This is a genomic window from Acidiferrobacter thiooxydans (assembly GCF_003333315.1).
GTDB lineage: Bacteria > Pseudomonadota > Gammaproteobacteria > Acidiferrobacterales > Acidiferrobacteraceae > Acidiferrobacter > Acidiferrobacter thiooxydans.
The window spans coordinates 584010-609655 of the sequence record NZ_PSYR01000002.1 but is presented as its reverse complement, the minus strand read 5'-3'; the positions used below and the strand labels follow the sequence as shown (position 1 = coordinate 609655).

General features: G+C 62.9%; 27 protein-coding genes and 1 pseudogene. 11 read left to right on the top strand and 17 right to left on the bottom strand.

Going from position 1 to position 25646, the window contains the following annotated elements; genetic code table 11:
* Window positions 1-2: 2 nt before the first annotated feature.
* The 4 genes from C4900_RS09930 to C4900_RS09915 are packed head-to-tail and all read left to right on the top strand — an operon-like array spanning window position 3 to window position 4151.
* Entirely contained in the window at window positions 3-791 is a 789-nt protein-coding gene (locus C4900_RS09930) for an SDR family oxidoreductase (RefSeq protein WP_083995700.1), read from the top strand.
* Window positions 782-1393 carry a D-glycero-alpha-D-manno-heptose-1,7-bisphosphate 7-phosphatase gene (locus C4900_RS09925; protein WP_065969433.1) on the top strand — a complete coding sequence of 204 codons (612 nt, stop codon included), beginning with the start codon at window positions 782-784 and terminating at the stop codon, window positions 1391-1393. Before C4900_RS09930 ends, C4900_RS09925 begins: the two co-directional genes overlap by 10 nt.
* A complete protein-coding gene (waaF, locus tag C4900_RS09920) occupies window positions 1390-2466 on the top strand; it encodes a lipopolysaccharide heptosyltransferase II (RefSeq protein ID WP_114283016.1) in 1077 nt (358 codons plus the stop codon). The genes C4900_RS09925 and waaF overlap by 4 nt, the downstream gene beginning before the upstream one ends.
* Complete coding sequence (locus C4900_RS09915; RefSeq protein WP_065969438.1) at window positions 2460-4151, top strand: carbamoyltransferase family protein; 1692 nt, start codon at window positions 2460-2462, stop codon at window positions 4149-4151. Before waaF ends, C4900_RS09915 begins: the two co-directional genes overlap by 7 nt.
* Window positions 4152-4169: 18 nt before the next feature.
* On the opposite strand, the gene C4900_RS09910 is transcribed toward C4900_RS09915, so the two are convergent.
* Window positions 4170-5510, bottom strand: coding sequence for an MFS transporter (locus C4900_RS09910; protein WP_065969440.1), 1341 nt, complete (start codon window positions 5508-5510; stop codon window positions 4170-4172).
* 159 nt (window positions 5511-5669) lie between these two features.
* On the opposite strand from C4900_RS09910, the gene C4900_RS09905 reads away from it, so the two are divergent.
* The 6 genes and pseudogenes from C4900_RS09905 (at window position 5670) to arsA (ending at window position 10684) form a co-directional block, all read left to right on the top strand.
* A complete protein-coding gene (locus C4900_RS09905) occupies window positions 5670-5888 on the top strand; it encodes a DUF3311 domain-containing protein (RefSeq protein ID WP_065969444.1) in 219 nt (72 codons plus the stop codon).
* Complete coding sequence (gene mctP, locus C4900_RS09900; RefSeq protein WP_114283015.1) at window positions 5885-7423, top strand: monocarboxylate uptake permease MctP; 1539 nt, start codon at window positions 5885-5887, stop codon at window positions 7421-7423. The genes C4900_RS09905 and mctP overlap by 4 nt, the downstream gene beginning before the upstream one ends.
* A 236-nt stretch (window positions 7424-7659) precedes the next feature.
* Window positions 7660-7839 (top strand): annotated as a pseudogene (locus C4900_RS17535) (helix-turn-helix domain-containing protein); the annotation flags it as partial.
* Between the two features lie 186 nt (window positions 7840-8025).
* Window positions 8026-8505, top strand: coding sequence for an arsenate reductase ArsC (locus C4900_RS17530; RefSeq protein ID WP_065971857.1), 480 nt, complete (start codon window positions 8026-8028; stop codon window positions 8503-8505).
* A 35-nt stretch (window positions 8506-8540) separates the two neighbouring features.
* Window positions 8541-8900 (top strand): arsenite efflux transporter metallochaperone ArsD, encoded by a 360-nt coding sequence (arsD, locus tag C4900_RS09890; protein ID WP_065971855.1) that lies wholly within the window; start codon window positions 8541-8543, stop codon window positions 8898-8900.
* 11 nt (window positions 8901-8911) lie between these two features.
* Complete coding sequence (gene arsA / locus C4900_RS09885) at window positions 8912-10684, top strand: arsenical pump-driving ATPase (protein WP_114283014.1); 1773 nt, start codon at window positions 8912-8914, stop codon at window positions 10682-10684.
* 44 nt (window positions 10685-10728) lie between these two features.
* Here arsA and merA read toward each other — a convergent pair whose 3' ends face one another.
* From merA to C4900_RS09855, 6 genes are all read right to left on the bottom strand, one after another.
* Complete coding sequence (gene merA, locus C4900_RS09880; RefSeq protein ID WP_114283013.1) at window positions 10729-12375, bottom strand: mercury(II) reductase; 1647 nt, start codon at window positions 12373-12375, stop codon at window positions 10729-10731.
* A 166-nt stretch (window positions 12376-12541) separates the two neighbouring features.
* Window positions 12542-13636, bottom strand: coding sequence for an MFS transporter (locus tag C4900_RS09875; RefSeq protein WP_211306879.1), 1095 nt, complete (start codon window positions 13634-13636; stop codon window positions 12542-12544).
* 270 nt (window positions 13637-13906) lie between these two features.
* The gene (locus C4900_RS09870) at window positions 13907-14152 is read right to left on the bottom strand and encodes a glutaredoxin family protein (protein ID WP_065971851.1); all 246 of its coding nucleotides are present in this window, start codon (window positions 14150-14152) and stop codon (window positions 13907-13909) included.
* Between the two features lie 138 nt (window positions 14153-14290).
* Window positions 14291-14743, bottom strand: coding sequence for a hypothetical protein (locus C4900_RS09865; protein ID WP_114283012.1), 453 nt, complete (start codon window positions 14741-14743; stop codon window positions 14291-14293).
* A 130-nt stretch (window positions 14744-14873) separates the two neighbouring features.
* Window positions 14874-15083, bottom strand: coding sequence for a YgaP family membrane protein (locus C4900_RS09860; protein WP_065968902.1), 210 nt, complete (start codon window positions 15081-15083; stop codon window positions 14874-14876).
* A 464-nt stretch (window positions 15084-15547) separates the two neighbouring features.
* Entirely contained in the window at window positions 15548-15736 is a 189-nt protein-coding gene (locus tag C4900_RS09855) for a hypothetical protein (protein WP_141689174.1), read from the bottom strand.
* 475 nt (window positions 15737-16211) lie between these two features.
* On the opposite strand from C4900_RS09855, the gene C4900_RS09850 reads away from it, so the two are divergent.
* Window positions 16212-17162, top strand: a complete 951-nt coding sequence (locus tag C4900_RS09850) for a hypothetical protein (RefSeq protein WP_065971724.1) — start codon at window positions 16212-16214, stop codon at window positions 17160-17162.
* Window positions 17163-17247: 85 nt separating this feature from the next.
* Here C4900_RS09850 and C4900_RS09845 read toward each other — a convergent pair whose 3' ends face one another.
* The 10 genes from C4900_RS09845 to fabG form a co-directional block, all read right to left on the bottom strand.
* Window positions 17248-18087 (bottom strand): TatD family hydrolase, encoded by an 840-nt coding sequence (locus C4900_RS09845; RefSeq protein WP_065971725.1) that lies wholly within the window; start codon window positions 18085-18087, stop codon window positions 17248-17250.
* A 2-nt stretch (window positions 18088-18089) separates the two neighbouring features.
* Window positions 18090-18470 carry a PilZ domain-containing protein gene (locus C4900_RS09840; RefSeq protein WP_065971726.1) on the bottom strand — a complete coding sequence of 127 codons (381 nt, stop codon included), beginning with the start codon at window positions 18468-18470 and terminating at the stop codon, window positions 18090-18092.
* 8 nt (window positions 18471-18478) lie between these two features.
* Window positions 18479-19417, bottom strand: a complete 939-nt coding sequence (holB, locus tag C4900_RS09835) for a DNA polymerase III subunit delta' (protein ID WP_065971727.1) — start codon at window positions 19415-19417, stop codon at window positions 18479-18481.
* A 6-nt stretch (window positions 19418-19423) separates the two neighbouring features.
* Window positions 19424-19963: a dTMP kinase gene (gene tmk / locus C4900_RS09830; RefSeq protein WP_233431975.1), complete on the bottom strand. Its 540-nt coding sequence runs from the start codon at window positions 19961-19963 to the stop codon at window positions 19424-19426.
* Entirely contained in the window at window positions 19941-21017 is a 1077-nt protein-coding gene (gene mltG, locus C4900_RS09825; RefSeq protein ID WP_065971729.1) for an endolytic transglycosylase MltG, read from the bottom strand. Before mltG ends, tmk begins: the two co-directional genes overlap by 23 nt.
* Entirely contained in the window at window positions 21001-21819 is an 819-nt protein-coding gene (pabC, locus tag C4900_RS09820) for an aminodeoxychorismate lyase (RefSeq protein ID WP_114283010.1), read from the bottom strand. The genes mltG and pabC overlap by 17 nt, the downstream gene beginning before the upstream one ends.
* A 107-nt stretch (window positions 21820-21926) precedes the next feature.
* Window positions 21927-23258 (bottom strand): chorismate-binding protein, encoded by a 1332-nt coding sequence (locus C4900_RS09815; protein ID WP_211306878.1) that lies wholly within the window; start codon window positions 23256-23258, stop codon window positions 21927-21929.
* A 16-nt stretch (window positions 23259-23274) separates the two neighbouring features.
* Window positions 23275-24516, bottom strand: coding sequence for a beta-ketoacyl-ACP synthase II (gene fabF, locus C4900_RS09810; RefSeq protein ID WP_065971965.1), 1242 nt, complete (start codon window positions 24514-24516; stop codon window positions 23275-23277).
* Between the two features lie 51 nt (window positions 24517-24567).
* Entirely contained in the window at window positions 24568-24807 is a 240-nt protein-coding gene (gene acpP, locus C4900_RS09805; protein WP_065971964.1) for an acyl carrier protein, read from the bottom strand.
* Between the two features lie 90 nt (window positions 24808-24897).
* Window positions 24898-25641, bottom strand: a complete 744-nt coding sequence (fabG, locus tag C4900_RS09800; RefSeq protein ID WP_065971963.1) for a 3-oxoacyl-ACP reductase FabG — start codon at window positions 25639-25641, stop codon at window positions 24898-24900.
* Between the last annotated feature and the right edge of the window lie 5 nt (window positions 25642-25646).

Sequence of the window (25646 nt, the reverse complement as noted above, 5' to 3'; positions counted from 1 at the left end):
CGATGGATGATTCATTGGCGCGCACGCAATGCGGGAAGGACAAGCCGGCGGCTCGCGACCCGACCCCGGGGCCGCTTGCCGGGCGTGTGGCGCTCGTGACTGGCGGGGCCCAGGGTCTGGGTGCGGCCTTGTGCCGCGACCTTTCGGAGGCGGGTGCCACTGTCATCGCCGGCGATGTCCGGGAGGGCAAAGCGCAAGAGCTCGCCCAGGGCTTGCGTGCACAAGGGTATTCCGCGGAGGGGCGGGCGCTCGATGTCGGCGACCCGGCCTCGGTGAGCACCGCGTTCACGGACATCATCGCGCATCACGGCCATTGCGACGTCCTCGTCAACAATGCCGGCACGGATCTTACGGTATCGGTGGAGGAGATGCCGATCGATGAATGGCAGCGCATCATCGGCGTGAATCTGACCGGGCCGTTCCTGGCTGCCAAGGCGGCCTTGCCTCACATGCGCCGACAGGGCGGGGGGCATATCGTAAATATCGTCTCGACTGCCGCCAAGCGCGCCTGGCCGAACGCCAGCGCCTATCACGCCAGCAAGTGGGGACTCCTAGGGTTGAGTCATGCGCTCCATGTCGAGGCCCGACCCTTAAATATCAAGGTCACGGCCGTCATTTCCGGGGGACTACGCACCCCGTTTTTGCTCGACCGATTCCCAGACATCGATCAAGCGACCTTGCAGGATCCCGCGAACGTGGCGCGCACCGTGCGTTTTGTGTTGTCGCAGCCGGCGGAGACGGTCATCCCCGAAATCATGGTGTTGCCGATGCGAGAGACCTCATGGCCCTGATACGCGATGCCGCCGTCTTTCTCGACAAGGACGGCACCCTCATAGACGATGTCCCGTACAACGTGGACCCAAACCGCATGCGGCTTGCGCCAGGAAGCCGTTCCGGACTGCGGCGTCTCCATGAACGCGGCTTTCGGCTGGTGGTAGTGAGCAATCAGAGCGGCGTGGCGCGTGGCTACTTCACGGAAGATGCCTTGCGCGACGTCGAGGAGCGGCTGCGCGATCTACTGCGCGCCTTCGGCGTACCGCTGGCAGGTTTCTATTATTGCCCTCACGACCCGCTGGGGCGCGTCAAGCGTTACGCCACGGACTGCACCTGCCGCAAGCCGCGCCCCGGCCTCCTGCAAAGGGCGGCGCGTGATGGACACTTCGATCTGACCCATTCGTGGTGCGTAGGCGATATCCTGGACGATATCGAGGCAGGCTGCGCCGCCCACTGCCGCACGGTTCTTATCGACAACGGCAACGAAACCAAGTGGCAACTCTCCGATCGGCGCGTACCAGACTACATCGCGCGCAATCTCGACGAGGCCGCCGATTTCATCATAGACGCCACGGGACCCGGGCGTCCGGTACGTCCACACTCCACGGCGCGCCCATGATCGCACAAGACTGGAGTGGTGCGCGACGGATCTTGGCGGTGCGGCTAGACGGTATGGGCGATCTGCTCATGACAGGGCCAGCCCTGCGCGCCTTGAAAGAGGTCGTCCCGGGACGCACGGTGACTGCGCTCGTCTCGCCGGCGGCGGCGGCATGTGCTGCGCTTTTGCCGGGGATCGATGACTTCATTGTCCACAAAGCGCCCTGGATGAAAGGTAGCGGAAGCGATCCTGAATATGATCAGGCCCTCATCGCCCATTTGCGCGCACGAGACTTCGATGGTGCCGTCATATTCACGGTGTTTAGCCAGAGCCCGCTGCCGGCGGCCCTATTATGCTATCTGGCGGCCATTCCACGCCGCGCCGCGCATTGTCGAGAGAATCCTTATGCGCTACTCACGACATGGGTTCGTGAAAGAGAGCCGCAGGAGGGCATACGGCACGAGGTGGAGCGCCAGCTCGCGCTTGTCGGGCAGCTCGGGGCCACGCTGACCGACGATCGCTTGAAGATCCGACTATCGCGGCGATTCTGCGAGCAGGGAGCCATGTATCGGCGCGGTTCGCGGCCGCTGATCATCATGCACCCCGGGGCATCGGCACCGTCGCGGCGCTATCCGGAAGCCTCTTATGTCGCGGTCTTGCGGGAACTCGAGCACGAGACCGAGGCCGTCTGCATCCTGACTGGAACGGAAGATGAGCGCGCGCTCCTGGAACGTATCCGGTCGGCCGCGGCCAGCGAGGCGCCCGTGGTCTGCGGTGTCTCGCTGCGCGAGTTCGCGGGCATTCTCGATGCGGCAGACGTCGTTGTGACCAATAATACCGGGCCCGCGCATCTGGCCGCTGCCGTGGCAACGCCGGTGGTGGTGCTCTATGCCCTTACGAACCCGCAGCATGCGCCCTGGCGGGCCGAGGCGCGGGTCTTGTCTGCGGACGTCCCGTGCCGCGACTGCTTCAAGAGCGTCTGCCCAAACGGGCATCATCGCTGTCTGAAAGACGTGAGCCCACGGCAAGTCGTAAACGCCGTCATCGAGCTCCTGCAAGGGGGCGCGAATGCGCGGCGCCGTGCCTTATGTTGACGCTCGGGGTGACGGGAGCCTTCCATGAACCGGCCGCCGTTTTGGTTGAAGACGGGCACATCGTCGCGGCCCTCGAAGGGGACGAGGCGCGCCAGAAGGATAAGGGGGCCGCGGCCGTGCACGAACCTGGTCCGGCGTGGCCTACAGAGAGCATCTCGTGGTGCCTGGCGCGGCGCGGTATCGCGTTGGCCGACGTCGATCATATCGCCTATGGCTGGGACCCGCTGCTCGTCGCGCCTGCGGCCACCCTGCCCGAACAGACAAAAGCGCGCGCGCCCGGCAAGGAGTCGTGGTGGGCAACATTGCCGCTGGGTGCTATCGACTGGGTTCGGCATTGCGTCGATGTGCGCTCGGCCGAGGCAAGCCTTTCCGGCGGCGACAGCTCGTCACGCCCTGTGTGGCATGCTGTTGCGCACCAGCAGGCGCACGCTGCGGCTACCTATCTGACCTCACCTTTCGATAACGCCGCGATCTTGTGCGTCAACGCGCGCGGGGAGCAGGCAAGCACCACATATGGCCTGGGACAGGGATTTGCCATCGAGACCATAGGAAAGGTCGATGCCGCTCACTCCCTAGGGCTATTGTTTGAGCAGGTAACGCGGCATCTTGGTTTCACGCCTGGTTCCGGGGAGGATAAGGTCAGCGCCCTGGCGGCGGGCGGCAAGCCGCGATTCCGCGCGGCCTTCAGGGATATCGTGATCCGTGCCCCGAATACGGCCCAGTATACAGTGGCTAGCGAAGAGCTCGGTGAACGTCTTGGTCCGCCGCGTATCCCGGGCATGCCGATCGAGGCGCGCCATGAGGATATCGCCTGCTCGTTGCAGGAATGCCTGAATGAGACCGTGGTCGGCCTCGCCGATTGGCTGAAACACCAGACCGGTGCACGCCATCTCACCGCCGGCGGCGGCGTTTTCCGCAACGCCTTGCTTAATAGTGCCCTGCGGGACGCGGGACTTTTCGAGAGGTTGTGGATTTCCCCGATTGCCGGGGCCGCCGGCACCGCGGTGGGGGCGGCATTATGGGTTGATCACACCCTGCGCCGTTCGGCGACGCATGCCGCCGTAGAGCATACTTGCTGGGGGCCCCAGTTTACCGCCGAGGAAATCGAGGCCGTGCTCGCGCGCGCCCATCTCGCCTATGGCCGGCCGCCGGCCATCACCGTGGCCGTCGCCGCGCGGCTTGCGAGCGGCAAGACCGTGGGATGGTTTCAAGGGGCCATGGAGTTCGGGCGGGAAGCCCTGGGTAGCCGCCTGGTTCTGGCCGCACCGACGCTACCGGCGATGGCCGGGGCGCTCGCTGATGTCACGGGACGCGATGGCTTCGAGCCAGTGGCATGCGCGGTCGCTGCAACCGCTGTGGGTGACTGGTTCGAGGACGTGCGCGCGGCCCCCTTCCGATCCTTTGTCGCCCGCGTACGCGCCGACAAGCGTCCGCGCATCCCGGCCGCGACCCATGTCGATGGAACTGCACGTGTCCAGACCGTGGGGCGCGCCGTGCAACCGCTTTTTCATGATGTGATCGAGGCCTTTGGCGCCCTGACCGGCGTGCCGATTCTGTTGAGTGCCGACTTTGCCACGCGCGGGCGCATGCGCGCGTGCTCGCCGGCGGACGCCATCGAGGCCTACGCAAGCAGCCCCCTTGATGCCCTGGCCCTGGGTCCGTTCCTGCTTCAGAAGGACCGCTGAAAGACTAAGGGCCGCGATTTACACCGAGCCGGTGCGCCCCATAAACAGCATGGCAAGACGTCGCCGCGGTGCCACGGTGCCGGTGCGCAACTCGCGCAGCAGGGGAATGAAGGCCAGCGCGGTATTGAGGCGCGCCAATCCCGAGATCAAAAACACCCATAAGAGACTATTGCCGAGCGTAAGCCCGAACACCTGAGTGGTGGCTGGGACATGGGCCGCGAAAAAGCCCCCAAGGCCGGCCCCGAGGGCGAGGGCAAACGCCGTCAAGATATTATGAACCGCGTTGTAGAGGGAGCGTTTCTCGCGTGGCACGCTGTCGTAGACAAAGTTGCCGGCGCTCAGATTAAAGCCGGCCCACGCCAGACCATTGAGAAGCTGGATCAGGAGAATGGCCCCAAAATGGGTGGTCGCAAGCCACAGCATGGGGGCTACGGGGATCAGGGAGCCTGTAACAGCGAGCACGAAGCGATTACCGAACCGGTCGCCCAGGCGTCCCCATAGGGTAAGGGTCGCCACCTGCGACAGCACTACGACCGCCTGGGTAGCCATGAACTGCATATAAGAGAAATGCAGATCGCGCAGCATGTACACCGCGTAGAACGGTCCGGCGATCCCTGCGGAAAAAGTCATGACCGCCGTAAAGATCGCGAATCGCGAAAACTGTGTGCCGCGCATCTCCCGCCAGAGGATCGCCGGGTGCAGGCTCAGGCGGCCCTTGGGCAAGGCGTGCTCGCGTATCGCGCGGATCTTGGGGATCGAGAACAGGCGTGCAAGCATGGCAAACGTGAAGATGGCGACAAAACCGATCTCGGTGTGTCCGTGGCTTTTGGCAAGTCGCAACACCAGGGCAGCACTTACGAGCGCCACGAAATTGGCGAAATTCATGAGGCGCGAGCGTTCGCCGAAGTAGCGCCCACGCACGTCCTCGGGAACAAGGTCGCCCATAAGGCTGTGCCAGAGGGGGTTGGCGAAATGATTCGCGCCGTAGTAGAGGGTAAGCGTGACCAAAAGGAGGGCCACGGCATGGCCGGGCCACAGAAGCGGCAGGACGATGACCGGAAGCCACAGAAACCCCTGGGCCGCGAGTCCCATGATGGTAAGGCCCAGGCGCTCGCCACGACGTTCAGCCCACCAGGCGGCGAGCAGTTGCGCAAACGACCCCACCAGGGCGGGCAGGGTGGCGATCAGCCCCACCTGGGCGGCCGTGGCATTCAGATAGAGCGCGTAGGCCGACAAATACGCTTCCCCGGCGCCACGCATGGTCGAGGATAGGACGCCTTCGGCGGTCACGCCGGAAAGCGATGACGGATGGGTTTCGTTGGTCACAAAAGAGTCGGGCAGGGTGGACACAGACGCCATTTAAGGCCTCTTGCCATCGTTATACAACAAAAGGTGACGTCCCTCTGGATGAACGGCGGGCGATGGCGGACCGGGCGTCACCGATTTGACCAACGGTCGACTGTTTAGTACGCTTAATCGGACTAAACAGTACACTATAACGAAACGGGGGAGGAGCGTATGAGCGCCAGCGCGTCACGATGGCCCTATCTGTTGCTGGTCATTCCGTTTTTGGGGACTTTATATGACCCCTTATATAACCGTGTCCAGCCGACTGTCTTGGGCTTCCCATTTTTTTATTGGTATCAGCTCGCCTGGGTCCCGGTGAGCGTGCTTCTGACGGGGATCGTCTACCGCCTGCGCCGAGGCGCGGATAGCACCGATGAGGCCGGCTCATGACCGCCGCCCTGGGGGTCTTCCTCGCGCTCTTTGTTTTGGTCACCGGGCTTGGCTTCTGGGCTAGCCGCTGGCGGCCGGGCGACCTCAACCTTCTGAGTGAATGGGGTCTCGGTGGGCGGCGGTTCGGGAGCTTCGTGACATGGTTTCTGTTGGGTGGAGATCTTTATACCGCCTATACCTTCATCGCCGTCCCGGCGCTCGTGTTTGGCCAGGGGGCCCTGGGGTTCTTTGCGCTCCCGTATACGATCATCATGTACCCCGTGATGTTCGTGATCATGCCGCGACTCTGGACGATCGCGCGCGAGCGGGGTTATGTGACAGCCGCTGACTTCGTCGAGCACAAGTTTGATTGCCGGATGCTGGGGTTGCTGGTAGCCATAACCGGAATCCTCGCCACGATGCCATATATCGCCCTTCAGCTCGTGGGTCTGCAGGTGGTACTGGCGGCCCTGCATGTCGGCGGCAGCGGGACATGGGCCGACGCCCCGCTTGTGATCGCCTTCGTCATCCTGGCGGCCTACACCTACACGGGAGGCCTGCGCGCCCCGGCGCTTATCGCCATCGTGAAGGATATCCTGATATACACGACCGTGCTGACCGCGATCATCGTAATCCCAGCTCATCTCGGCGGGTGGGCGGGCATTTTTGGGCATATCCCGGCCGCCAAGCTGACCTTCCCGGCGCCCCCGCCGCATAGCACGGGAATCTATTCCGGCTATGCGACACTCGCACTCGGCTCGGCGCTCGCGCTCATGATGTATCCCCATACCATCACCGGGGTGCTGGGCGCAAAGAGCGCAGGTGTAGTGCAGAGAAACGCCGTATTCCTGCCCGCCTATTCATTCATTCTGGGATTGCTCGCCTTGTTCGGTTACATGGCCTACGTTGCGCATGTGAACACGCTGCCGCAATTCCAGGCGGGCTTCAAGGCCTACGGGCCGAGCTATGCCGTACCCGCGCTATTGATGCGTTTTCTGCCTTCGTGGTTCGTGGGGTTCGCGTTCGCCGCCATCGCCATAGGCGCGCTGGTTCCGGCCGCCATCATGTCGGTGGCGGCCGCGAACCTATTTACGCGCAATATCTACAAGGCCTTCCTGGATCCCGGCGTAAGCACGACGGGGGAGGCCAGGACAGCAAAGCTTGCATCGCTGTTTGTGAAACTCGGGGCGCTGGCGTTCGTACTAGGAATCCCCGAAAAGTACGCAATCATGCTCCAGCTCCTCGGCGGCGTCTGGATCATCCAGACCTTTCCGGCGATCGTGATCGGGCTCTATACGCGCTGGCCGCATCGTTATGCGCTGGTGCTCGGCTGGCTTGTCGGCATGATCGCCGGGACCGGTATGGTGGCGAGCCTGTCGTTCAAGGGTGTGATCTATCCGCTGGTCATCGCCGGGCACACCTTCCCGGCCTACGCGGCGCTTTATGCCCTGGCGGTCAATCTGGCGGTCACGGTGGTCGGCACCTGGGTCTTCAATGTCCTGCATATCGGCGCCGGCCAGGATGGCACACTGGATGCCCAGCCGCGCGGCGCCTGAGCGGTGCCGAGATAGGGCACAAGGTCTCCCGATGGCGCCGAGACCGTGAAGGCCGCGTTGTTTCCGGTCGATGCCTTCACGATCATGCGACAAGGTGTGCACATCGCGATGGACGTCCCCGTCAAGCGCGCGAGGCCTTGCGCCCTGTCCCCAGGGCTCATGGCGGACCTCTCGTGACCGTGCGCAGGGCGGGGAGGGGCCTTGCAACGATTCAATAATCGATCTATAGTACGAGCATGCATAAAGATGCGGCCGTCGCCCTGCTTGAATCGCTTGCCTCCGGCGTACGCCTGGATATTTACCGCCTGCTCGTACGCAAGGGCCCGGAAGGGCTGGTGGCGAGCGAGATTGCAGCGGCTCTGGATCTGCCGCCGACGAACCTCTCGTTCCACTTCAAGGCGCTCGTGCAGGTGGGCCTGCTCACGGTCAAACAGGAGGGGCGTTTTCAGCGTTACCGGCCGAATCTCTCCCTCATGCGTGACTTGGTCGCCTATCTGACTGCCGAATGTTGTGCCGGCCACCCTGAGTACTGCGTGGATCTTTTGCCTGGGGCCACCGACACCCAAGCCTTTCCCCACCCTTCGGAGAGTGGTACATCCACCATGAACGTGCTCTTTCTCTGTACTGGGAACTCCTGTCGTTCGATTCTCGCCGAGGCCCTGTTCAATCATCTGGCGCCGGCGGGCTGGAAGGCCATGAGCGCCGGCAGTCAGCCGACGGGAAAGGTGCATCCCCGGTCCCTGGCGCTCCTGGTCCGGGAAGGAATCCCCACAGACGGGCTGTACAGCAAATCGTGGGAGGCCTTGCCGCGTGTCCCGGATGTGGTCATAACAGTCTGCTCGAGTGCCGCCGGGGAGACCTGTCCGGCATACCTGGGGCCGGTCCTACGCAGTCATTGGGGCGTGGAAGACCCGGCAAAGGCAACCGGCAGCGATCAGGACATCGATGCCGCCTTCGTGTCGGCCTACCGGATCTTGCGCACGCGCGTGGAGGCCTTTTGCGCCCTTGCGCGTACCGATCCTCTGTCTGATCGAGATCGCCTGAAGGCTACGCTCGACCGCATCGGTGACCTTCTTCCCTGAATGCCCTATGAATTCTGGACTTGTGAGGATAATTCATGACAACCATCCGTGTATTCGACCCCGCCCTTTGCTGCAGTACCGGCGTGTGCGGTGTCGACGTTGATCAGGCTTTGCTGCGATTTGCGGCAGATGTGGAGTGGGCAAGGCAGCACGGCGCTCACATCGAGCGCATGAATCTCGCCCAGGAGCCGCTGGTCTTTGCCCAAGACGCAACGGTCAGCGCCTTTCTTGAGCGCTCCGGCCAGGAGGCCTTGCCCTTGATACTGATCGATGAACAAGTGGTCATGGCGGGGCGCTATCCAAGCCGCGCCGAACTCGCGCGCTGGGCGCACATTAGCGAACCCGAGTCCACGAGCACCGGGGGCGGCTGCTGTTCCGGTGGGCGGTGTTGCTGAACCCCGGGGAAATGAAGTTTCTTCATCAACCGTCGCGTTTCTTGTTTTTTACGGGCAAAGGCGGGGTCGGCAAGACCTCGATCGCCTGCGCCACGGCCATGCACTTGGCCGAAACCGGAAAGACCGTTCTTCTGGTCAGCACTGATCCGGCGTCCAATATCGGGCAGGTATTCGGTGTCGATATCGGGAATCACATCGTGCCGATCACCGCCGTTGCGCGGCTCTCCGCCCTTGAGATCGACCCGGAGGCGGCAGCCGGGGCCTATCGCGAACGTTTAATCTCCCCGGTTCGCGGCTTGCTTCCAGACGGCGTGGTGAAAGGGATAGAAGAATCCTTATCGGGGGCCTGCACCACCGAGATCGCCGCGTTCGATGAATTCACCACCCTGTTGACCGATACGGCCCTCACCTCTCGTTTTCAGCATATCATTTTCGATACTGCACCCACGGGCCACACCATTCGCCTGCTGCAATTGCCCGGGGCCTGGAGCGGTTTTCTTGAAGCCGGCCGAGGGGATGCGTCGTGCCTTGGTCCACTCGCTGGACTTACAAAGCAGCGCGCGCAGTACCGGGCGGCGGTGGAGGCCTTGGCTGATCCCCAGCGGACACGTCTGGTGTTGGTGGCGCGCGCGCAGCGGGGCGCCTTGCGGGAAGTCGCGCGTACGCGCCGGGAACTGGCGGCATTGGGTCTATCGCGGCAGTACCTGGTCATAAACGGCGTGTTGCCCGCATCCGAAGCCCAAGAGGATGCGTTGGCCTTTGCCATCCATCGCCGCGACCAGGAGGCGCTGGCGATGATCCCCGAGACCCTTAAAGACCTGCCGCGCGACGAGATAGGTCTCATGCCCTTCAATCTGGTCGGGCTGGAGGCGCTGCGGGGGCTGCTGACGACGCCATCGCCACGACCGGCGCGCCGCATCGAGCATCCCCTTGAACGGGATCTGCCGTCACTCGCCACCCTGGTGGATGATATCGCCGCCGGCGGGCGCGGTTTGATTCTGTTGATGGGGAAGGGTGGCGTGGGCAAGACCACGCTAGCGGCAGCCATTGCCGTGGCGCTGGCCGCCCGTGGTCTGCCGGTACACCTCACGACATCCGACCCGGCCGCCCATCTGGTTCATACCCTGGACGGTGCATCCGACGAGCTCACCGTGAGTTGCATCGATCCGCACATCGAGACCGATCGCTACCGTCGGCACGTACTGGAAACGAAGGGCGCCGAGCTCGATGCGGAAGGCCGCGTCCTGCTGGAAGAGGATTTGCGCTCCCCCTGCACGGAGGAGATCGCTGTGTTCCAGGCATTCTCGCGCGTCATCCGCGAGGCCCACAAATCCTTTCTCGTAATGGATACCGCACCGACCGGCCACACCTTATTGCTCCTGGATGCGGCAGGCGCCTATCATCGCGAGGTCGCGCGGCAACAGGGCTCAGCGGACCGGCACGCGACGACGCCCATGATGCAATTGCAAGACCCCCAACAAACCAAGGTCCTGCTGGTCACTCTTGCAGAAACGACACCGGTACTCGAGACCGCGCGATTGCAGCGCGATCTGCAGCGCGCCGGCATCAAGCCGTGGGCATGGGTGATCAACATGAGTGTGGCCGCCAAGTCCCCGCGTTCGCCGCTCCTGCAGGAGCGGGCGCGCCACGAATGGCGCGAAATCGAGGCCGCCACCGGTCACAGCGCGCGGGTCGCTATCGTCCCGTTCCTGGAAGACGAGCCCATCGGTAGGGACCCTCTGCTGGCGCTCTGCCAGGCCTCGAGCGCGACTACGCACCCGTGAAGGTCCTCAGGCCCATCCTACCGTCCGCGCCGCGGTGTGCTCGATCACCCCGCGCAGCATGACAATTGCTTTATGTCCTTAGTGAAGGTCTGCGCGCAGAGTTTCAGGCCTTCGACCATAGTCAGGTAGGGGAAGAGTTGATCCGCCAGCTCGCCTGCCGTCATGCGCCGACTTATGGCGATGGCGGCGGTCTGTATGGCCTCGCCGGCCTCGGCCGCCAGCATCTGGGCCCCCACGATCCGCCCCGATGGATGTTCCACCACCAGCCGGATGAAGCCCTGCGTATTGAAGTTGGCAAGCGCGCGTGGCACGTTGTCGAGCGCCAGCGTGCGCGTGTCCACGGCGAGACCTTGCATGCGCGCCACGTCTTCCGTAAGGCCCACGGTCGCGACCTGCGGGTCTGTGAAGACCACGGTGGGCATGACGCGGAGATCGAGGGCGGCGTCGCCGCCCATCATATTGATGGCGGCACGCGTGCCCGCGGCCGCGGCGACATAAACGAGCTGGGGCAAGGCGCAGCAATCCCCGGCGGCGTAGATGTGGCGCACATTGGTGCGCAGGTGATCATCCACCACGATGGCGCCGTGATCGTCCACGCGGACGCCGGCGCGCGCTACGCCCACACGACCGGTATTCGGTCTACGACCGGTCGCCACCAGCAACCGGTCGCCATTGATGGTCCCACGGGACGTGGTCAGCGTGAAGACCCCGTCCTGATGATGGACGCGGCGCACGACGATGTCGGTCATCACGCATATCCCTTCTGCCTCGAAGGCCGCCTGCAAGCCCGCCCCCAAATCCGCATCCTCGCGTGACAAGAGACGGCTGCGAGCCAGGAGCGTGACCTCAGAACCCAGTCGCCGGAAGGCCTGCGCCAATTCCACGGCAACCGCAGACGCCCCCAGCACCAGCAGCCTCCGGGGCGTTTCCGTGGCCACCAGGGCCTCGGTCGAGGTCCAGTACGGGGTGTCCGTCAATCCGGGCACATCGGGAATGGTGGGTGAGGCACCGGTGGCGATTAGAAAACGATCCGCGGTAAGGGACTCCTCGGCGCCTGCGCTATCGAGCAGGCCGAGCGTGTGGGCATCGAGGAATCGCGCATACGCATGCCTTAGGGTGATCCGGGGATGACTGTCCACGATATCCCCATACTTAGCCTGCCGCAGGGCCTCGACGCGCGCCTGCTGCTGCCGAACCAGCTCTGCGCGATCCACTACGGGTGTGTGCGCCCGCAGGCCCTGGAAGCGCGGGGCCGCCTGTTCATGGGCCACATGGGCCGCCTGGATCAGAATCTTTGAGGGCACGCACCCGACATTGACGCAGGTACCACCGATGACTGAATGGCCTTCGATCAGAGTCACGCGCGCCCCGTCCTCAGCGGCGCGTATGGCGCAGGCGAACGCCGCCGAGCCGCCGCCTATGATGGCGATATGCAGGTCCCTGCCGCGACCCCCCATACGGACCGGTGTCCGGGCGGTGTCAGGCAGGGATGCGCCATATCCGGCCGTGCGTATCGTCTGAACGATCTCGGGGAGTGTGGCGCGTCCCAGGTCTTCGATGACGGCCGTTGCTCGCGGATAGGAGACCCGGGCCTTTACATCGGGTAAGGCCGCCAATGCCTTCTCGATGCGTGCCGCGCAATCATCGCAGGTCATACCCGTCACCGGGATTTGCACATTCGGATTGGCCATAACGATAGCCCCATTCACCGGATTTCGATGAGTCTAGGGGCCGTACCTTGGTACAGGGTCAATAGAGGTGCCGCACCAGCCGCCATTCTTCCAGTGGTACTGATTGGGTGTTGATCAGGTTAATTAATAACACGCTGTAACAATATTTTACTGCACTTTCTTCATGTTATTCCGAGGGCGAGGACAGGGGTGCCGACGGCGCGTCCCGGAATAGCCGGCGGTAGAGGACGAGATAGACCGCCTGGAAGCCGCCGGCAATGAAGAACGGGAGTGCCAGAAAACCGGCATGATAGAGGAGGCCGGCAAATACCGGCCCGATAGCACGCGGCACCTGGATCGAGACGTTGTTAAGGCTTGCCGCGAGCCCGCGACGATGGCCCCGGACGAGACCGAGATTGAGCGCCTGGCGGGCACCGGCCGTACCGCGATTGAGGGCCGATCGGATGATGTAGAGGAGCGCCGCGATCGGGAACGACGGCGAGAGCGGGAGCATCAGGAGTACCGCAAGTCCCAGATAGCGCATGGCCAGAACGGATCTCACGACCCCGTAACGACGCGTCAGGCGACCTACCAGCAGCGACGAGATGGCGGTGACGATCAGCGCCGCGCTCATGATCGGTCCTATGCTCAACGGGCCGTGGTGGAAGCGGATTGCGAACCAGTAGGCCATCAGCGGCCCCATGAAGCCGATGCCTATCCCGTTGAGCGCGTTGATCCCAAAGAGCTTGAGCAGTTTGCGGTTCTCGGCGCGCGTCATGGCATCGGCCGCGGCTCGCGTATCGACATCTGGTTCGCGGGGAGATGTCGGCCGCGCCGACTCGGGGATGGCACGCAGCAGCATGAGGGCAAGCAACGCGCCCATAAGCACCAAAAGAAACAGCGGACGATAAGCCAATGGTCCTGGGAGGAGGGTGCCCAGAAAGGAGGGGAGTGCGGCCAGCAGGGCCCCCAGCGCCATCCCCGAAAATCCCACGGCCGTGTTCAGGCTATAGACCGCCGCACGGTCGCGGGCCTCGACCAGCTCGGAAAGCCAGGCGAGCTCGACCGGTGCAAAGGGGCCGGCGCTCCCATTCAAGCCATGCCCAAAGCCCCCGAGGATGGCCGCGATCACAAGCACAGAACTGTGCGAATCCGTGAGCGCCATGAGGGCGACGACCACCTGGACCCACTCATAGGCCCGCAAGAAGGCCTTGCGCCCGCGTGTATCGGATAACGGTCCCACGAACAACGCCAGCGTCGCCGACACCAGCAGCGCCACCATAAAAAGCCCCCGATGGCGGGGGCGGACCAGTGGAGCGCGTGCAAATAGAGCGCGAAGTCCACGACAAGCGCCCCTTGGCCTACGCTGCGCGCGGCCCGAATAATGATCAAAAACCGCGCTTCGCGCGTGAGTCGCGCGTATCCCATGGAAAGACTCATCCTCAAAGAAATCGTTGAGCAATATGGTGGTATTACAATGTCTTAATCTTGTTTCTTAACCTTATCCGCGCACTGGCGGAAGATCGAGGCCGTTTTGACGGGCGAGGTACGTTCAATCGAGGCCGAAAAGGCGCTGCAATCGCGGTAATTGCTCGTGGGCAGTTCCGTAGAGCACCTGCCCCTCGTATACCGTGATGGGGGCGATACGCACACCGAATTGCGTCTTGGCCTTATCGGCCGCCCCCGGTCGACTCAAATCGTGTTCCGTGAATGGTATGTTGCGTGCCGCAAACCACGCCTTCAGCGCCGCGCAATCCGGGCACCCGGGGCTTGTATAGAGGTCGATCGTCTTGGGCAATTCCCTTTCTCCATAGGCCGGGCCTCGACCCGCAATGGGCCAAGAATAGGGGTGGGGTGCGGGGAGGCCATCAGGACCGAAGCACCCCATGACGCATGCGGGGATTGTGGCACCTGCAACCTCAAGGCAAAACCGCCCTTAGGCGGGCTGGCGCTGAAAGAGTCCCCGCCACCAGCGCTTTCGGCTCTCCGGCAAGGGCCGGGGATCGGCCAGTGTTTCCGGGGGCATGCGTGTCAGTAGCCATCCCGGAAGAGTCTTTACGCCGGAACTGCCGCACGAACTCCCCAGGTTGTGGGGGTCGAAGATCTTGATGAAGCTCGGCTGCGCCTTATCGTCGGCGTAGACGATGCCACAGTAGTCCTCGCGATGCTCGCGCCGCAATAGCGTATCGATCTCCTCGGTGAATCGTATCAAGGTCTCAGGGTCGGCCACGTCGGTGGGCACCGGTTCGCCGATCGCATAGATGTACCATCCCTCTGGATGCGCACGGATCGTCGCCCATAATTCCGTGAGCTGGGCCCAGCTCACGATACCGCTGAAAGGGCCGGTCAACGCCGCGTGAAAGGCATTTCCGTTGATCGTCTCCGTCATCGAGTGTCCTCCGGAAGTGACGCGCCATGCATGATCATGAGGCTCGTCGTGCCCAGAGCCGCATACATCTGGCCTTACCTGAAAAAGGGCCGCTGGCGCCGTTTCGGTCGCTGCCAAGAAATATCACCATTCACGACTGCCGGCGCTTCTCCGCCCTTACAGGACAGGTCTTGATGCCCAGTATCTGGTAAAGGCCGCAGAACCCCACAAGGCCCGTGATGAGAGGCAAGACGCCAATCCATCCCCAGGGTGACCAACGACCGGTTACGGCCAGCGCGATCAAGACAAGTCCAATGATGACGCGAATGACACGATCCAACAGTCCTTCGTTTGTGCTCATTTATTATGCCCCTCCATGATGGCCTCGCGCCTTGCATTATCGCGCAAAAATCGTGCAGGGGATACGTGCCGGGCTGAGCACGCTCTCTACGACCTTGATAGGGATCCGGCCCCGGCCCGACCGGGCGGGACGTCGGCCTCCCGATGGGAATGGCGGCTACTAAGGACTCAAGGGCGAGTGGGCATTAACTCGCTTTATGTTCTCGCGTCCAGTATTTTACATAATATACATTATACGAACCAACGAGGACACGTCTGGAGGGTACCCCGGGCGCCGGTCCGTACGGTCGCAGGCCTGGCAACACGCGAGCACGCATCTCTTAGCGCATCCCTCGTGGTACCGAAGGATCTCTGTACGGACGGGATTTCGTTTGGGGCCAGGGATGATACGGTTCGCCGGGGATGTTGCCTGGGCCACGTTGGCCCAGGCGGAAATGCGAAGGCGGAAACTAAAGGTGCGGCCTATCAGTCATCACCGCGATCATCGTGATGGTCGCGGTGATCATAGTGATAGTGGTAGTCGCCGCACTGGTAACATCCGCGATGCTCGTAGTCGCCTGGCGGGGCAAAGAAGCAGCCGGCTAGGAGGCTCGTCCCGGTCAGGATGAGCAGACCGCGAGCCACGATTTTCGGAAACCGCTGCGATTTCGACATGATGGGCTCCTCGCTCCTTATGGTATTGCCCATGGGGATATTTTCGTTGGGTGGGCGCAAGCATGGTAGACGCAGCCTTTGGGCAAGCCAAGGGTCCACGAGTGCCGGCGCTCATCGAGTCGATGAATGGAGTGGCAGACCAGACGGCGAGCCCCGCATTGCGCCGTACGGGTCTCCTGCCTCGCGCTGGATGCCAATTGTTCGCAGCGAGGCTAGGGCCTCTCACGCCTTTTTGTGAACCGGGCAGGTCCCCTCTCCCACCCACTACGCGCCTTCCATGTTGCGTACGGACAGGGATCGGCGCGTAAAACCCGCGCCGACGGGGCGGGTCGGGGGCCGAGCCGAGGACGCGGCTGCGGGGATAGACGGGGCCGGGGCTATGGGGCGGTGGGCAGGCACTATGCCTTTGTACTATAGTCCGATTGCGAGAGAGCGATATCTTATTGGCAACCGCAGCGGAAGGAGAGCCTGTTTCATGTTTGAGGACCGATCGTCACGTTACACCGGGAATCAGGAGCTAGCCTTTGCCGGGATGCGTATCCTCTTTGGTGTGATCTGGCTGATCAACACGATACTCGAGGCCAACAGCGCTTATATAGGCCGTTTTCTGACATCCATCGTCAAGCGGCTCAAAGGGCAGCCACATGTGGTGCAGACCTTCCTTCATGGCGCCATCCATGTGGTGACCGTACTAGGCCCGCGCCACGTGGCGATCGGCACCATAGTTCTGGATGGCCTGCTCGCGATCTCGCTCATCACGGGCTTCGCCGTGCGGCCCATGGCGCGCCTGGGGATCGTCTACAGCCTTGCGCTGTGGGTGACCGTGGGCGGCCTAGGCGGCCCCTTCCAGCCCGGTTCCACAGATCCGGGAACCGCCATCGTATATGCGCTCGTATTCTTGGCGGTTCTGTCGGTGCCTTCGGAACAGCGACTTTCGGTTGGACCGAAATCGCAACCTGTGGTCGGCACCGGACGCATCGAGGTCGTGCGCATCCTGTTCGGGCTTTTGTGGGCATTCGATGCATTCTGGAAATGGGAGCCGGCATTTTTTGAACATAGCCTGTCCTATCTGCAGCAAGCCGATGTCGGGCAGCCCGCCTGGATTGCAGCCTATATCGGGTTTTTCATATCGGCGATCCAGCTCGTAGGACAGACCGCGTTTGGGATCTTCGCGGCGGTCATCGAGACGGTCCTGGCGGCAAGCCTGCTCCTGAAGCGCTGGCAGGAATGGTTTCTGCCGATCGGATTTCTGTATTCCTTCGGGATATGGACGACGGCCGAGGGCTGGGGCGGTCCTTACCAGCTCGGAAGTACCGGCAACCGCGGGGATATGCTCGGCACCACCAATATCTACATGGTGGTCTATCTGTATCTGATGATCGCCTATCTCTTCGAGCGCCGTCGGCACAAACGCATGTCCGTATAAGGGCTTGGCGGCTACTCTTCGGGTGGGCGCATACACTCCATCGGGAATCTTACGTAAGACCCTGATGTAACAGTGTTATCCTGGCTTATCCGTGTGAGGGCTCGGTCGCTATTACCGGCGATGCCCCGAGGCCCGCGCTGGCCGGGTCGACCGGCACCGCGTCTTTGAAAAGCCTGAAGAAATTGTGCGCGGTGGTCTCTGCGATCCGCTCCCGGGACACGCCCCGGACGTCCGCCAGGCATTGCGCGACATGGGAGACGTAGGATGGCTCGTTCGGTTGCCCGCGGTGCGGAACGGGGGCCAGATACGGGGCGTCGGTCTCGATCAGGAGGCGATCCTCCGGCACGAGGCGCGCGACATCCCGCAGGGCCTGCGCGTTCTTGAAGGTGACTATTCCCGAAAATGAGATATAGAAGTTGAGATCGAGGACCTGGCGCGCGAAATCCGCGCTCTCGGTGAAGCAATGCAGGACGCCCCCGATATCGCACGCGTGTTCGTCACGCAGGATCTGCAGGGTATCGGCGGCGGCCTCGCGCGTATGGATAATGAGCGGCTTGGCGACCCGCCGGGCGGCCGCGATGTGTTGGCGAAACTGTGTCTGTTGGCGGGTGACGTCCTGCCCCTCCAATCGATAATAATCAAGGCCGGTCTCACCGAGGGCCACGATGCCCTCGTATGCGCCCAAGTGCGTGAGGGTATCGAAGAGCGAATCCGTGCCGCCCGCCTCATTGGGGTGGATACCGACCGAGCCGAAGACGCTCGGGTCCCGACGCATGATGTCCTGTATGGGCCCGATATCCGAGAGCCCGACGCTGACGCACAGCATATGTGACACGCCGCGTTCGTGGGCGCGCGCCAATATGGCGTCGATATCGTCACGCAGTGGTGCGAAATGGAGATGGCAGTGTGAGTCGACTAACGGCATCCCTACATCGTATGGGTCGGGCGATCCGATTGCAATTGGCCTATGAGGAGGGTCTCGATCTTGGTGCGCGCGACCTCGGCATCCTTGGCGCTAAATTGGATGCCGATGCCCGGTGCCCGTCCACCAGGCGCATCCTGAGGCGTTACCCAGACGACGTGGCCTGCAACCGGTACCTTCTCTTTGCTATCGATGAGCGTGAGCAGCATGAAGACTTCGTCGCCGAGCTTGTAGGGTTTGTTGCTCGGTATGAACAGGCCACCGCCTTTCAGAAACGGCATGTAGGCCGTGTACAAGGCATTGCGGTCCTTGATTACGAGCGATAAGACACCGGGTCGTACCGGGGCCTTTAGGTTGTCTCGTGTCTGTGATTCTACGGTCGACATATCACTACTCACCCTCGCGGCTCAACGTGCAAAAACAGCCGGTCCCACACCAGGCGGCGATCCAGGGGTGCCCCGAGTAGGCCCCGGGCCTCGAGCGCCTCATCCCAGAGGCCAAGCACTTGTTCCAAGTCTAGTCGAGCCGCCAAAGCACGCAAGCGCCCTTCCTGGGCATTAGGCCAACCCCTGACGACGGTCCCGGTCAATGCCACCTGCGTCAAGGCGGCTGCGATCTCCGTCAGGAAGGCGAGCCCCATGTCCATGTCACCGGCCTGCCAGTCCTCGGTTGCCTCCAGTGCCGAGTCACGACCCAGCGCTACGGCCTCTAGGCTCGCGAACAGTCGTTGTGCCATGGCGGGCGCGTCCTGTGGCCATGCCAGGGCGCGTAGCGGCGCCCCGTGGGCCAACGCCAGCAGCCCCCCCGGGTCCGGTAGCCGATGGGCCTGCAGGTAGGAAATCCCCTCCTCTTCCGTCGGTCGTGGCAGGACCAGGTTTTGGCAGCGCGAGCGGATGGTGGGCAAGAGGCGGGCCGGGGCATCGCTGACCAAGAGCAGATAACTGCCGGAGGGCGGTTCCTCGAGGGTCTTTAGGATCGCATTCGAGGCCGATCGGTTGAGGCGGTCGGCGTCGACGACGAGCACTACGCGGCGCGTGGCGAGATGGGGTGTCAATACCAGGAACTGATTGACGGCCCGGGCATCGTCCACCGTGATCTCGGTCTTGCCCTCTTGCGGACGCACGATCAGAACGTCCGGATGAGTATCATTTGCCGCCAGTCGGCAGGCACGACAGGCATCGCAGGCCGTGGCGTGCTCGCACACCAGTCGGCGCGCGAGGCGTTCGGCGAACAGGCGTTTGCCAATGCCAGGTGGTCCACTCACGAGCAGCGCGTGGGGTAGGCGCTCTATGTCGCCTAGGCGATCCCATGCCGTCTTCTGCCAGGGCAACATGGCGACCTACCAGCGCCGTGCAAGGGCTGCGTCCACGGCCTCTCCGACCTCGCTCAAGGACCCCGTGGCGGGTATGACGACAAAACGTCCCGGCTCGTCCTGGGCCCGTCGCCAATACCCTTCGCGTACCCGCTCGAAAAACTCCTCACCCTCAGCCTCGATGCGATCAGCGGCGCGTCCTGCGCGCCGCGCCAAGGCCACGGGCACAGGGACATCGAAATAGATGGTGAGATCCGGCAGCGGGATGTCGAGGAGGCGCGTCATCGCGTCTATCAAGGAGATATCGAGGCCTCGCCCGTAGCCCTGGTAGGCGTAGGTGGCGTCCAGGTAGCGATCGCAGACGACGGTCTTGCCGAGCGCCAGCGCCGGGGCAATCACCACCTTGACGTGCTGTATGCGCGCCGCGAACACCAGGAGAAGCTCGGTTTGCGCGTGCAGTGAGGCGTGTTCCAGCAGGATATGGCGAATACGCTCGCCCACTTCCGTCCCCCCAGGCTCCCGGGTCACCACGACGCCGGCGGCGTTATGGTGTTCGCAGAAGTCCACGACGCGATCGATTTGCGTGGTCTTGCCCGACCCGTCGAGCCCCTCGAGACTCAGGAACAGCGGCCGGCGGGGTGCTGTCGATCTCATACTTGCGGATTGCCTCGTCTTGCGCCTGGAGAGTATCAGAGAATACATGACCTCCGCGTCCGGTGGCCACAAAATACAAGGCACGCGTCTTGTCGGGGTGGAGCGCGGCATAAAGGGTGCGGGCGCTGCATAAACCGATGGGCGTTGGCGGCAGCCCATAATGGAGGTAGGTGTTGTAGGGGCTCGGGTACTCGAGATCGGCGCTGGTGAGGACCCCGTGGTAGCGTTTGCCGAGACTGAAGATCACCGTAGGGTCGGTCTCAAGCCGCATGCCAAGACGCAGGCGGTTGACGAACACGCCTGCGATCTTACGCCGCTCGCCGGCCTTGGCGGTCTCCTTCTCGATAAGGGATGCCAGAATCAGGGCCTGCTGCGGCGTACGCAAGGGTAGATCGGGGGCGCGATTGCGCCAGTCCTTGGCGAGCAGCGCGCGCAGACGTTTGTGGGCGCGCGCCAGTACCGATGTGGCCGATGCGCCATAGGTATAGTAGTAGGTGTCTGGAAAAAACGCCCCCTCCAGACTTGCATGCATATGCAGCGCGGCGCGCACGGAAGCGTGCGAACGGCCTTTCACATCGTCTGTGAGATGTATCGCGCGCGCCAAGGCCTGACGCACCTGATGGAACGTCCAGCCAGGCACAAGCGTAAGCGGGTATTCGACGACCTGCCCGGTCACCACTCTGTGCAGGATACGCAGGGGGGTTGTCGGATCGGAAAACCGGTAGACGCCGGTCTTCAAGGCGTCGCCCTCCCCCGTGAGTTCCGCAAGCGCCACGAAGGTGTTGGCGGAATCGATCACATGGCGCCTCTGGAGCAGTTCCGCAAAGGCGCGCATGGTGGTCCCGGTAGGTAGGTGGAAGGTCTTTACGCCCGGATGTAACGGGCGATCGGCGAGCAGATACCATCCGGCCGCCGAAAGGCCACACAAGACCAGGGCGCCAAGGCCCCACTTAGAGCGCGGGCGCATCGCCACAGGCCCTCAGGATCTCCGCCATCCGGGACGTCACGGGACCGCGCCGCCACCGGCGCTCGCCCAGGCATAGCACTGGGCGTACACCGACCACCGAATTGCTTAAAAAGACCTCGTCTGCCTCCATAACCCGCGTGCTCGTAAGATGGTCGAGGCGCACCACCATACCCGATTCGCGCGCGCGCCTCATCACCTGATCACGCATCACCCCCGCGACCCCTGCTTGATCAAGGATCGGCGTCGTCAGAATACCGCCCTCGACCACAAACAGGTTGGTCATGGTCCCTTCTATCACCCATCCTTGCGTGTCCTGCATCAATCCTTCCCAATAGGGGTCGACCAATTCCCGTTGCGCCAAGACCTGCTCGAGCCTGTTCAAATGCTTGAGGCCGGCCAGGAGCGGTTGCCGGGCAAGCACGGTACGGCACCAGAAGACTGGCGCCTGGTCGTCTGCCGGGCGATCGGGCCAGGGCCACAGCGTCAGGATGCGGTCGGTCGGGGCGGCCACTGGTCGGTACCCTCGCCCCTCGGCCCCGCGCACCACGATGATCTTCAGGATAGCGAGGCTCTGTGTGGCCGCCAAGCTTTCGGCCTCGGCGGTGAGAAGCGCGGCATCGATGGGGCTAAGCCCCAGCCGTTCGATGCCGGCTGTGAGTCGTCGGATATGTTCGCGCCACAGCAGCAGGCGGCCGTCATGAATAGCCACCGTCTCAAACAATCCGTCCCCATACTGTAGACGGCTTGTCACGGCCATCAGCGACCGTGCGTGACCGTTCACGAGGCTCGCCAGCGGATTCATACAGCGGGTCCATGGCCCGCACACGCCATGAGCCACGGCGCCAGGAACCGATGGCGAAGGCGATACGCGCGGGATGGGCGGCTCCAGGTCATGGCTGGCTTAAGCGATCAGCCACGGCTGGCGATCCCCAGGGCACGCACAAGGCCCGCGGCCTTGGCCTGGGTTTCGAGCAACTCCCGTTTCGGATCGGAATCGGCAACGATCCCGGCCCCCACGCAAAACTCGATCTCGGATCCGCGCACCACGAGCGTGCGGATCAGGATGTTGAGGTCGATATCGCCGCGCTCATTGATATAGCCGAGACTGCCCGTGTAGGCGCCACGCGCGCGGCGCTCGTTCTGCGCCAGGATCCCCATGCAGTGTATCTTCGGGCAACCGGTGATGGAGCCGCCCGGAAACAATGCACGAATGAGATGCGACGGCCGGACATCGGCCCGCAACGTGCCCTCGACGTCGGACACCAGATGATGGACGGTGGCAAAACTCTCGATGCGCATGAGCTCCGGAACCCGAACGCTACCGGGCACGCACACGCGACCGAGGTCATTACGTTCGAGATCGACGAGCATGAGATGCTCGGCGCGCTCCTTGGGATCGGTGCGTAACCCGCGCCGCGCAGACTCGTCGGCGAGGGCCCCGGAACCCCGCGCACAGGTCCCGGCAATGGGTTGAGTCGTTACCTGGGATCGGCGGCGCCGGAGAAGCCGCTCGGGAGACGCGCTTGCGATCAGGGTATCGCCGAGGCGCGCCATTGCAGAAAACGGTGCCGGGTTATGCCCGCGCAGGCCCTCGAGCAGCGCACCGGCCGGGATATCGGCCCGGATACGCCCGGAATAGCGGCGGGACAGGTTGGCCTGGAAGACCTCCCCAGAGGTGATGCGCGCTTGAATGTCGCGCACGCCGCGCTCGTAGTCCTCCGGGGGATCTTCATGCAGATGCTCAAGCACTACCGGCGGCCATGGCCGCGGGGCAGGAAGGCGCTTGAGATCGGCGGCAATCTTCGCGACTACCGACGCATCCCTGCCGGTGACGATCGCGCGGCCCGAGTACCGTTCCCGCAAAACCGCTCCCGAAAAGCCTTGTAGCCACGCGAGCGGCACATCCGCCGGCAAAGGAAGTGATGCCAGCCGTGACTCCCATGCCGTAATAAGTTCGTAGCTCAGGAAAAGAAAGTGCCCATAGTAAAACGGCAGTGTCTCGTCTGGCACGGCGCCACCCGCCGCAAGGCCCGTGCGGTCATCGAGGGCGGTAAAGAATTCTGCACAGTCGGCGGGGGTTGCGCCGGCCCGCAGAATAACCGGATCCTCAGGTTCGGCAAACAGGATGTCACATCCCCACCCCTCCCCTCCGCGGCCTTCGAGCAGATGCGGATAGCGTGTTGGAAAAGTCTCATGGAGGCGCAGAAGGTCGGCGCCCTCCGGGATCACCCGAATCGCCACGCCGCCATCCATGGGGTTAGCGGAAACGGCCGAGTACCAGCGTCCCGTTGGTGCCACCGAATCCAAAGGAGTTCGAGAGCGCATAGCTAATGGGCATCTCCCGCGCGGTGTGCGGGATATAGTCGAGATCGCAGTCCTCGCTTGGCTGATCGAGGTTGATGGTGGGCGGCGCCACCTGTTCACATATGGCAAGCGCCGTGTAGATGGCCTCTATGGCACCCGCCGCCCCCAAAAGATGCCCGGTCATCGACTTGGTCGAACTGACCGCTAGCTTTTTGGCGCGATCACCGAACACATGCTTTATCGCTACGGTCTCGGCGCGGTCGCCAAGCGGGGTCGACGTTCCATGCGCATTGATATAAGACACATCGGCAATATCAACACCCGCATTGCGCAGGGCGTAGCGCATGCACCGTGCCGCCCCGTCCCCATCTTCCGGCGGACTTGTCATGTGGTAGGCATCACCGCTCATGCCAAACCCGAGAAGCTCGGCGTAGATGCGTGCGCCGCGCGCCCGTGCATGTTCGAGTTCTTCCAGGACTACGACCGCCCCGCCTTCACTCAATACAAAGCCGTCGCGATCACGATCCCAGGGACGGCTGGCACGCGTCGGGTCGTCATTACGCGAGCTAAGGGCCCGCGCATTGCCAAAGCCCGCCATCGAAGTCGGCGTCACTGAGGCCTCGGCGCCGCCCGCGATCATAACATCGGCGTCCCCATACTCGACGATGCGGCCGGCCTCCCCTATGGCATGCGTCGACGTGGCGCACGCGGTCACGATCGACAGGTTGGGGCCCTTGAATCCATACAATATGGACAGATTCCCCGATATCATGTTGATGATGCTCATGGGGATGTAAAAAGGAGAAATGCGCCGCGCGCCCTTTTCCAGATACTGGCGCATGGTCTCCTCGATGGTGTGGACGCCACCGATGCCTGAGCCGATATAACACCCTATTCGCTCGGCATTGGCATCGGTCACGATGATGCCGGCATCCTTGACGGCCTCCACCCCGGCGGCCATGCCGAGCTGGATGAACCGGTCCATCTTGCGGGCTTCCTTTTCCGACAGGAATGCGCTGGTATCGAATCCCCGGACCTCGCCGGCGATGGTGGATGGAAATCCGCTCGCGTCGAATTGCGTCACCGCGCCGATCCCACTCTCGCCGGCGGTGATCCGCCGCCAATTATCGGCGACATTGAGGCCAAGAGGCGTGACCGCCCCAAGCCCGGTGATGACGACGCGCCTCTTATTCAAACGAATCTCCCCGGATATGAACGCACGGCAATGCCCGGATCGCAGCCCGAATCAATTAGCGGCGTGCGCCGTGATGTAGTCGACCGCCTGCTTTACGGTCGTGATCTTCTCGGCCTCGTCATCCGAGATCTCGCAATCGAATTCCTCTTCCAACGCCATGACGAGTTCCACGGTATCAAGCGAATCGGCGCCGAGATCGTCAACGAATGATGCATCGGTCGAGACCTCGTTTTCATTGACTCCGAGTTGCTCGACCACAATCTTTTTTACCCGCTCTTCGATGCTGCTCATCTTTCATTCCTCCAGAAAATCGTTACGAAGCCGTGCGGCGGCATAGTTATCACATCCCCGCCGCCGAAGTCTACCTTGGGCGCCGATCGGCTAATTCATATACATTCCGCCATTGATGTGCAAGGTCGTCCCGGTGATGTACGAGGCCTCGGGGGACGCCAGAAACGCCACCGCGCAGGCGACGTCTTCCGGGGTTCCCAGACGCGCAAGCGGTATCTGCGCCAGTAAGGCGTCTTTTTGCCCCTGTCCAAGGGCACGCGTCATGTCGGTATCGATGAATCCCGGGGCGATGGCGTTGACCGTTATGTTGCGACTGCCGACCTCGCGCGCCAAGGCGCGCCCGAAACCGATCAAACCGGCCTTGGCCGCCGCGTAATTCGTCTGCCCGGGATTGCCGGTTATGCCGACCACTGAACTGATATTGATGATGCGTCCGCCGCGGGCCTTGGTCATCGCGCGCAGACATCCGCGCGTGAGGCGGAACGTGCCCGTAAGATTGGTCGCCAAGACCGCGTCCCAGTCTTCGTCGCGCATCCTTATGGCCAGCGCATCGCGGGTTATGGCGCCATTGTTCACCAGAATGCTCGGCCACTGTGCGCGCGTCTCCAATTCCGAAAGCAGCGCGTCGATCGAGGAGGGATCGGAGAGGTCCAGCGGGAAGGACCACCCCTGGACGCCATGGGTCGCGAAGTAATCCGCGATTCCCTGGAGGCCCTTTTCCGACGCCGCGGTGGCGATGACACGCGCGCCTTGCGATGCAAGCCGCAACGCGCACGCCTTGCCTATCCCCCGGCTTGCGCCAGTGACCAAGGCAATATCAGCATCGAGTCCCATGATTG

Bases quoted from the DNA above. Each gene is read 5' to 3' on its own strand.
- C4900_RS09905 (WP_065969444.1), top strand. From the start codon at position 5,670: ATGAGCGCCAGCGCGTCACGATGGCCCTATCTGTTGCTGGTCATTCCG.
- C4900_RS09855 (WP_141689174.1), bottom strand. From the start codon at position 15,736: ATGTCGAAATCGCAGCGGTTTCCGAAAATCGTGGCTCGCGGTCTGCTC.
- C4900_RS09930 (WP_083995700.1), top strand. From the start codon at position 3: ATGGATGATTCATTGGCGCGCACGCAATGCGGGAAGGACAAGCCGGCG.
- C4900_RS09865 (WP_114283012.1), bottom strand. From the start codon at position 14,743: ATGACGGAGACGATCAACGGAAATGCCTTTCACGCGGCGTTGACCGGC.
- arsD (WP_065971855.1), top strand. From the start codon at position 8,541: ATGACAACCATCCGTGTATTCGACCCCGCCCTTTGCTGCAGTACCGGC.
- C4900_RS09840 (WP_065971726.1), bottom strand. From the start codon at position 18,470: ATGTCGACCGTAGAATCACAGACACGAGACAACCTAAAGGCCCCGGTA.
- C4900_RS17530 (WP_065971857.1), top strand. From the start codon at position 8,026: ATGAACGTGCTCTTTCTCTGTACTGGGAACTCCTGTCGTTCGATTCTC.
- C4900_RS09910 (WP_065969440.1), bottom strand. From the start codon at position 5,510: ATGGCGTCTGTGTCCACCCTGCCCGACTCTTTTGTGACCAACGAAACC.
- mltG (WP_065971729.1), bottom strand. From the start codon at position 21,017: ATGCGCCCGCGCTCTAAGTGGGGCCTTGGCGCCCTGGTCTTGTGTGGC.
- C4900_RS09845 (WP_065971725.1), bottom strand. From the start codon at position 18,087: ATGCCGTTAGTCGACTCACACTGCCATCTCCATTTCGCACCACTGCGT.
- C4900_RS09860 (WP_065968902.1), bottom strand. From the start codon at position 15,083: ATGAGCACAAACGAAGGACTGTTGGATCGTGTCATTCGCGTCATCATT.
- fabG (WP_065971963.1), bottom strand. From the start codon at position 25,641: ATGGGACTCGATGCTGATATTGCCTTGGTCACTGGCGCAAGCCGGGGG.
- C4900_RS09925 (WP_065969433.1), top strand. From the start codon at position 782: ATGGCCCTGATACGCGATGCCGCCGTCTTTCTCGACAAGGACGGCACC.
- C4900_RS09915 (WP_065969438.1), top strand. From the start codon at position 2,460: ATGTTGACGCTCGGGGTGACGGGAGCCTTCCATGAACCGGCCGCCGTT.
- C4900_RS09850 (WP_065971724.1), top strand. From the start codon at position 16,212: ATGTTTGAGGACCGATCGTCACGTTACACCGGGAATCAGGAGCTAGCC.
- mctP (WP_114283015.1), top strand. From the start codon at position 5,885: ATGACCGCCGCCCTGGGGGTCTTCCTCGCGCTCTTTGTTTTGGTCACC.
- merA (WP_114283013.1), bottom strand. From the start codon at position 12,375: ATGGCCAATCCGAATGTGCAAATCCCGGTGACGGGTATGACCTGCGAT.
- C4900_RS09875 (WP_211306879.1), bottom strand. From the start codon at position 13,636: ATGGTGGCGCTGCTGGTGTCGGCGACGCTGGCGTTGTTCGTGGGACCG.
- pabC (WP_114283010.1), bottom strand. From the start codon at position 21,819: ATGAATCCGCTGGCGAGCCTCGTGAACGGTCACGCACGGTCGCTGATG.
- waaF (WP_114283016.1), top strand. From the start codon at position 1,390: ATGATCGCACAAGACTGGAGTGGTGCGCGACGGATCTTGGCGGTGCGG.
- holB (WP_065971727.1), bottom strand. From the start codon at position 19,417: ATGTTGCCCTGGCAGAAGACGGCATGGGATCGCCTAGGCGACATAGAG.
- acpP (WP_065971964.1), bottom strand. From the start codon at position 24,807: ATGAGCAGCATCGAAGAGCGGGTAAAAAAGATTGTGGTCGAGCAACTC.
- arsA (WP_114283014.1), top strand. From the start codon at position 8,912: ATGAAGTTTCTTCATCAACCGTCGCGTTTCTTGTTTTTTACGGGCAAA.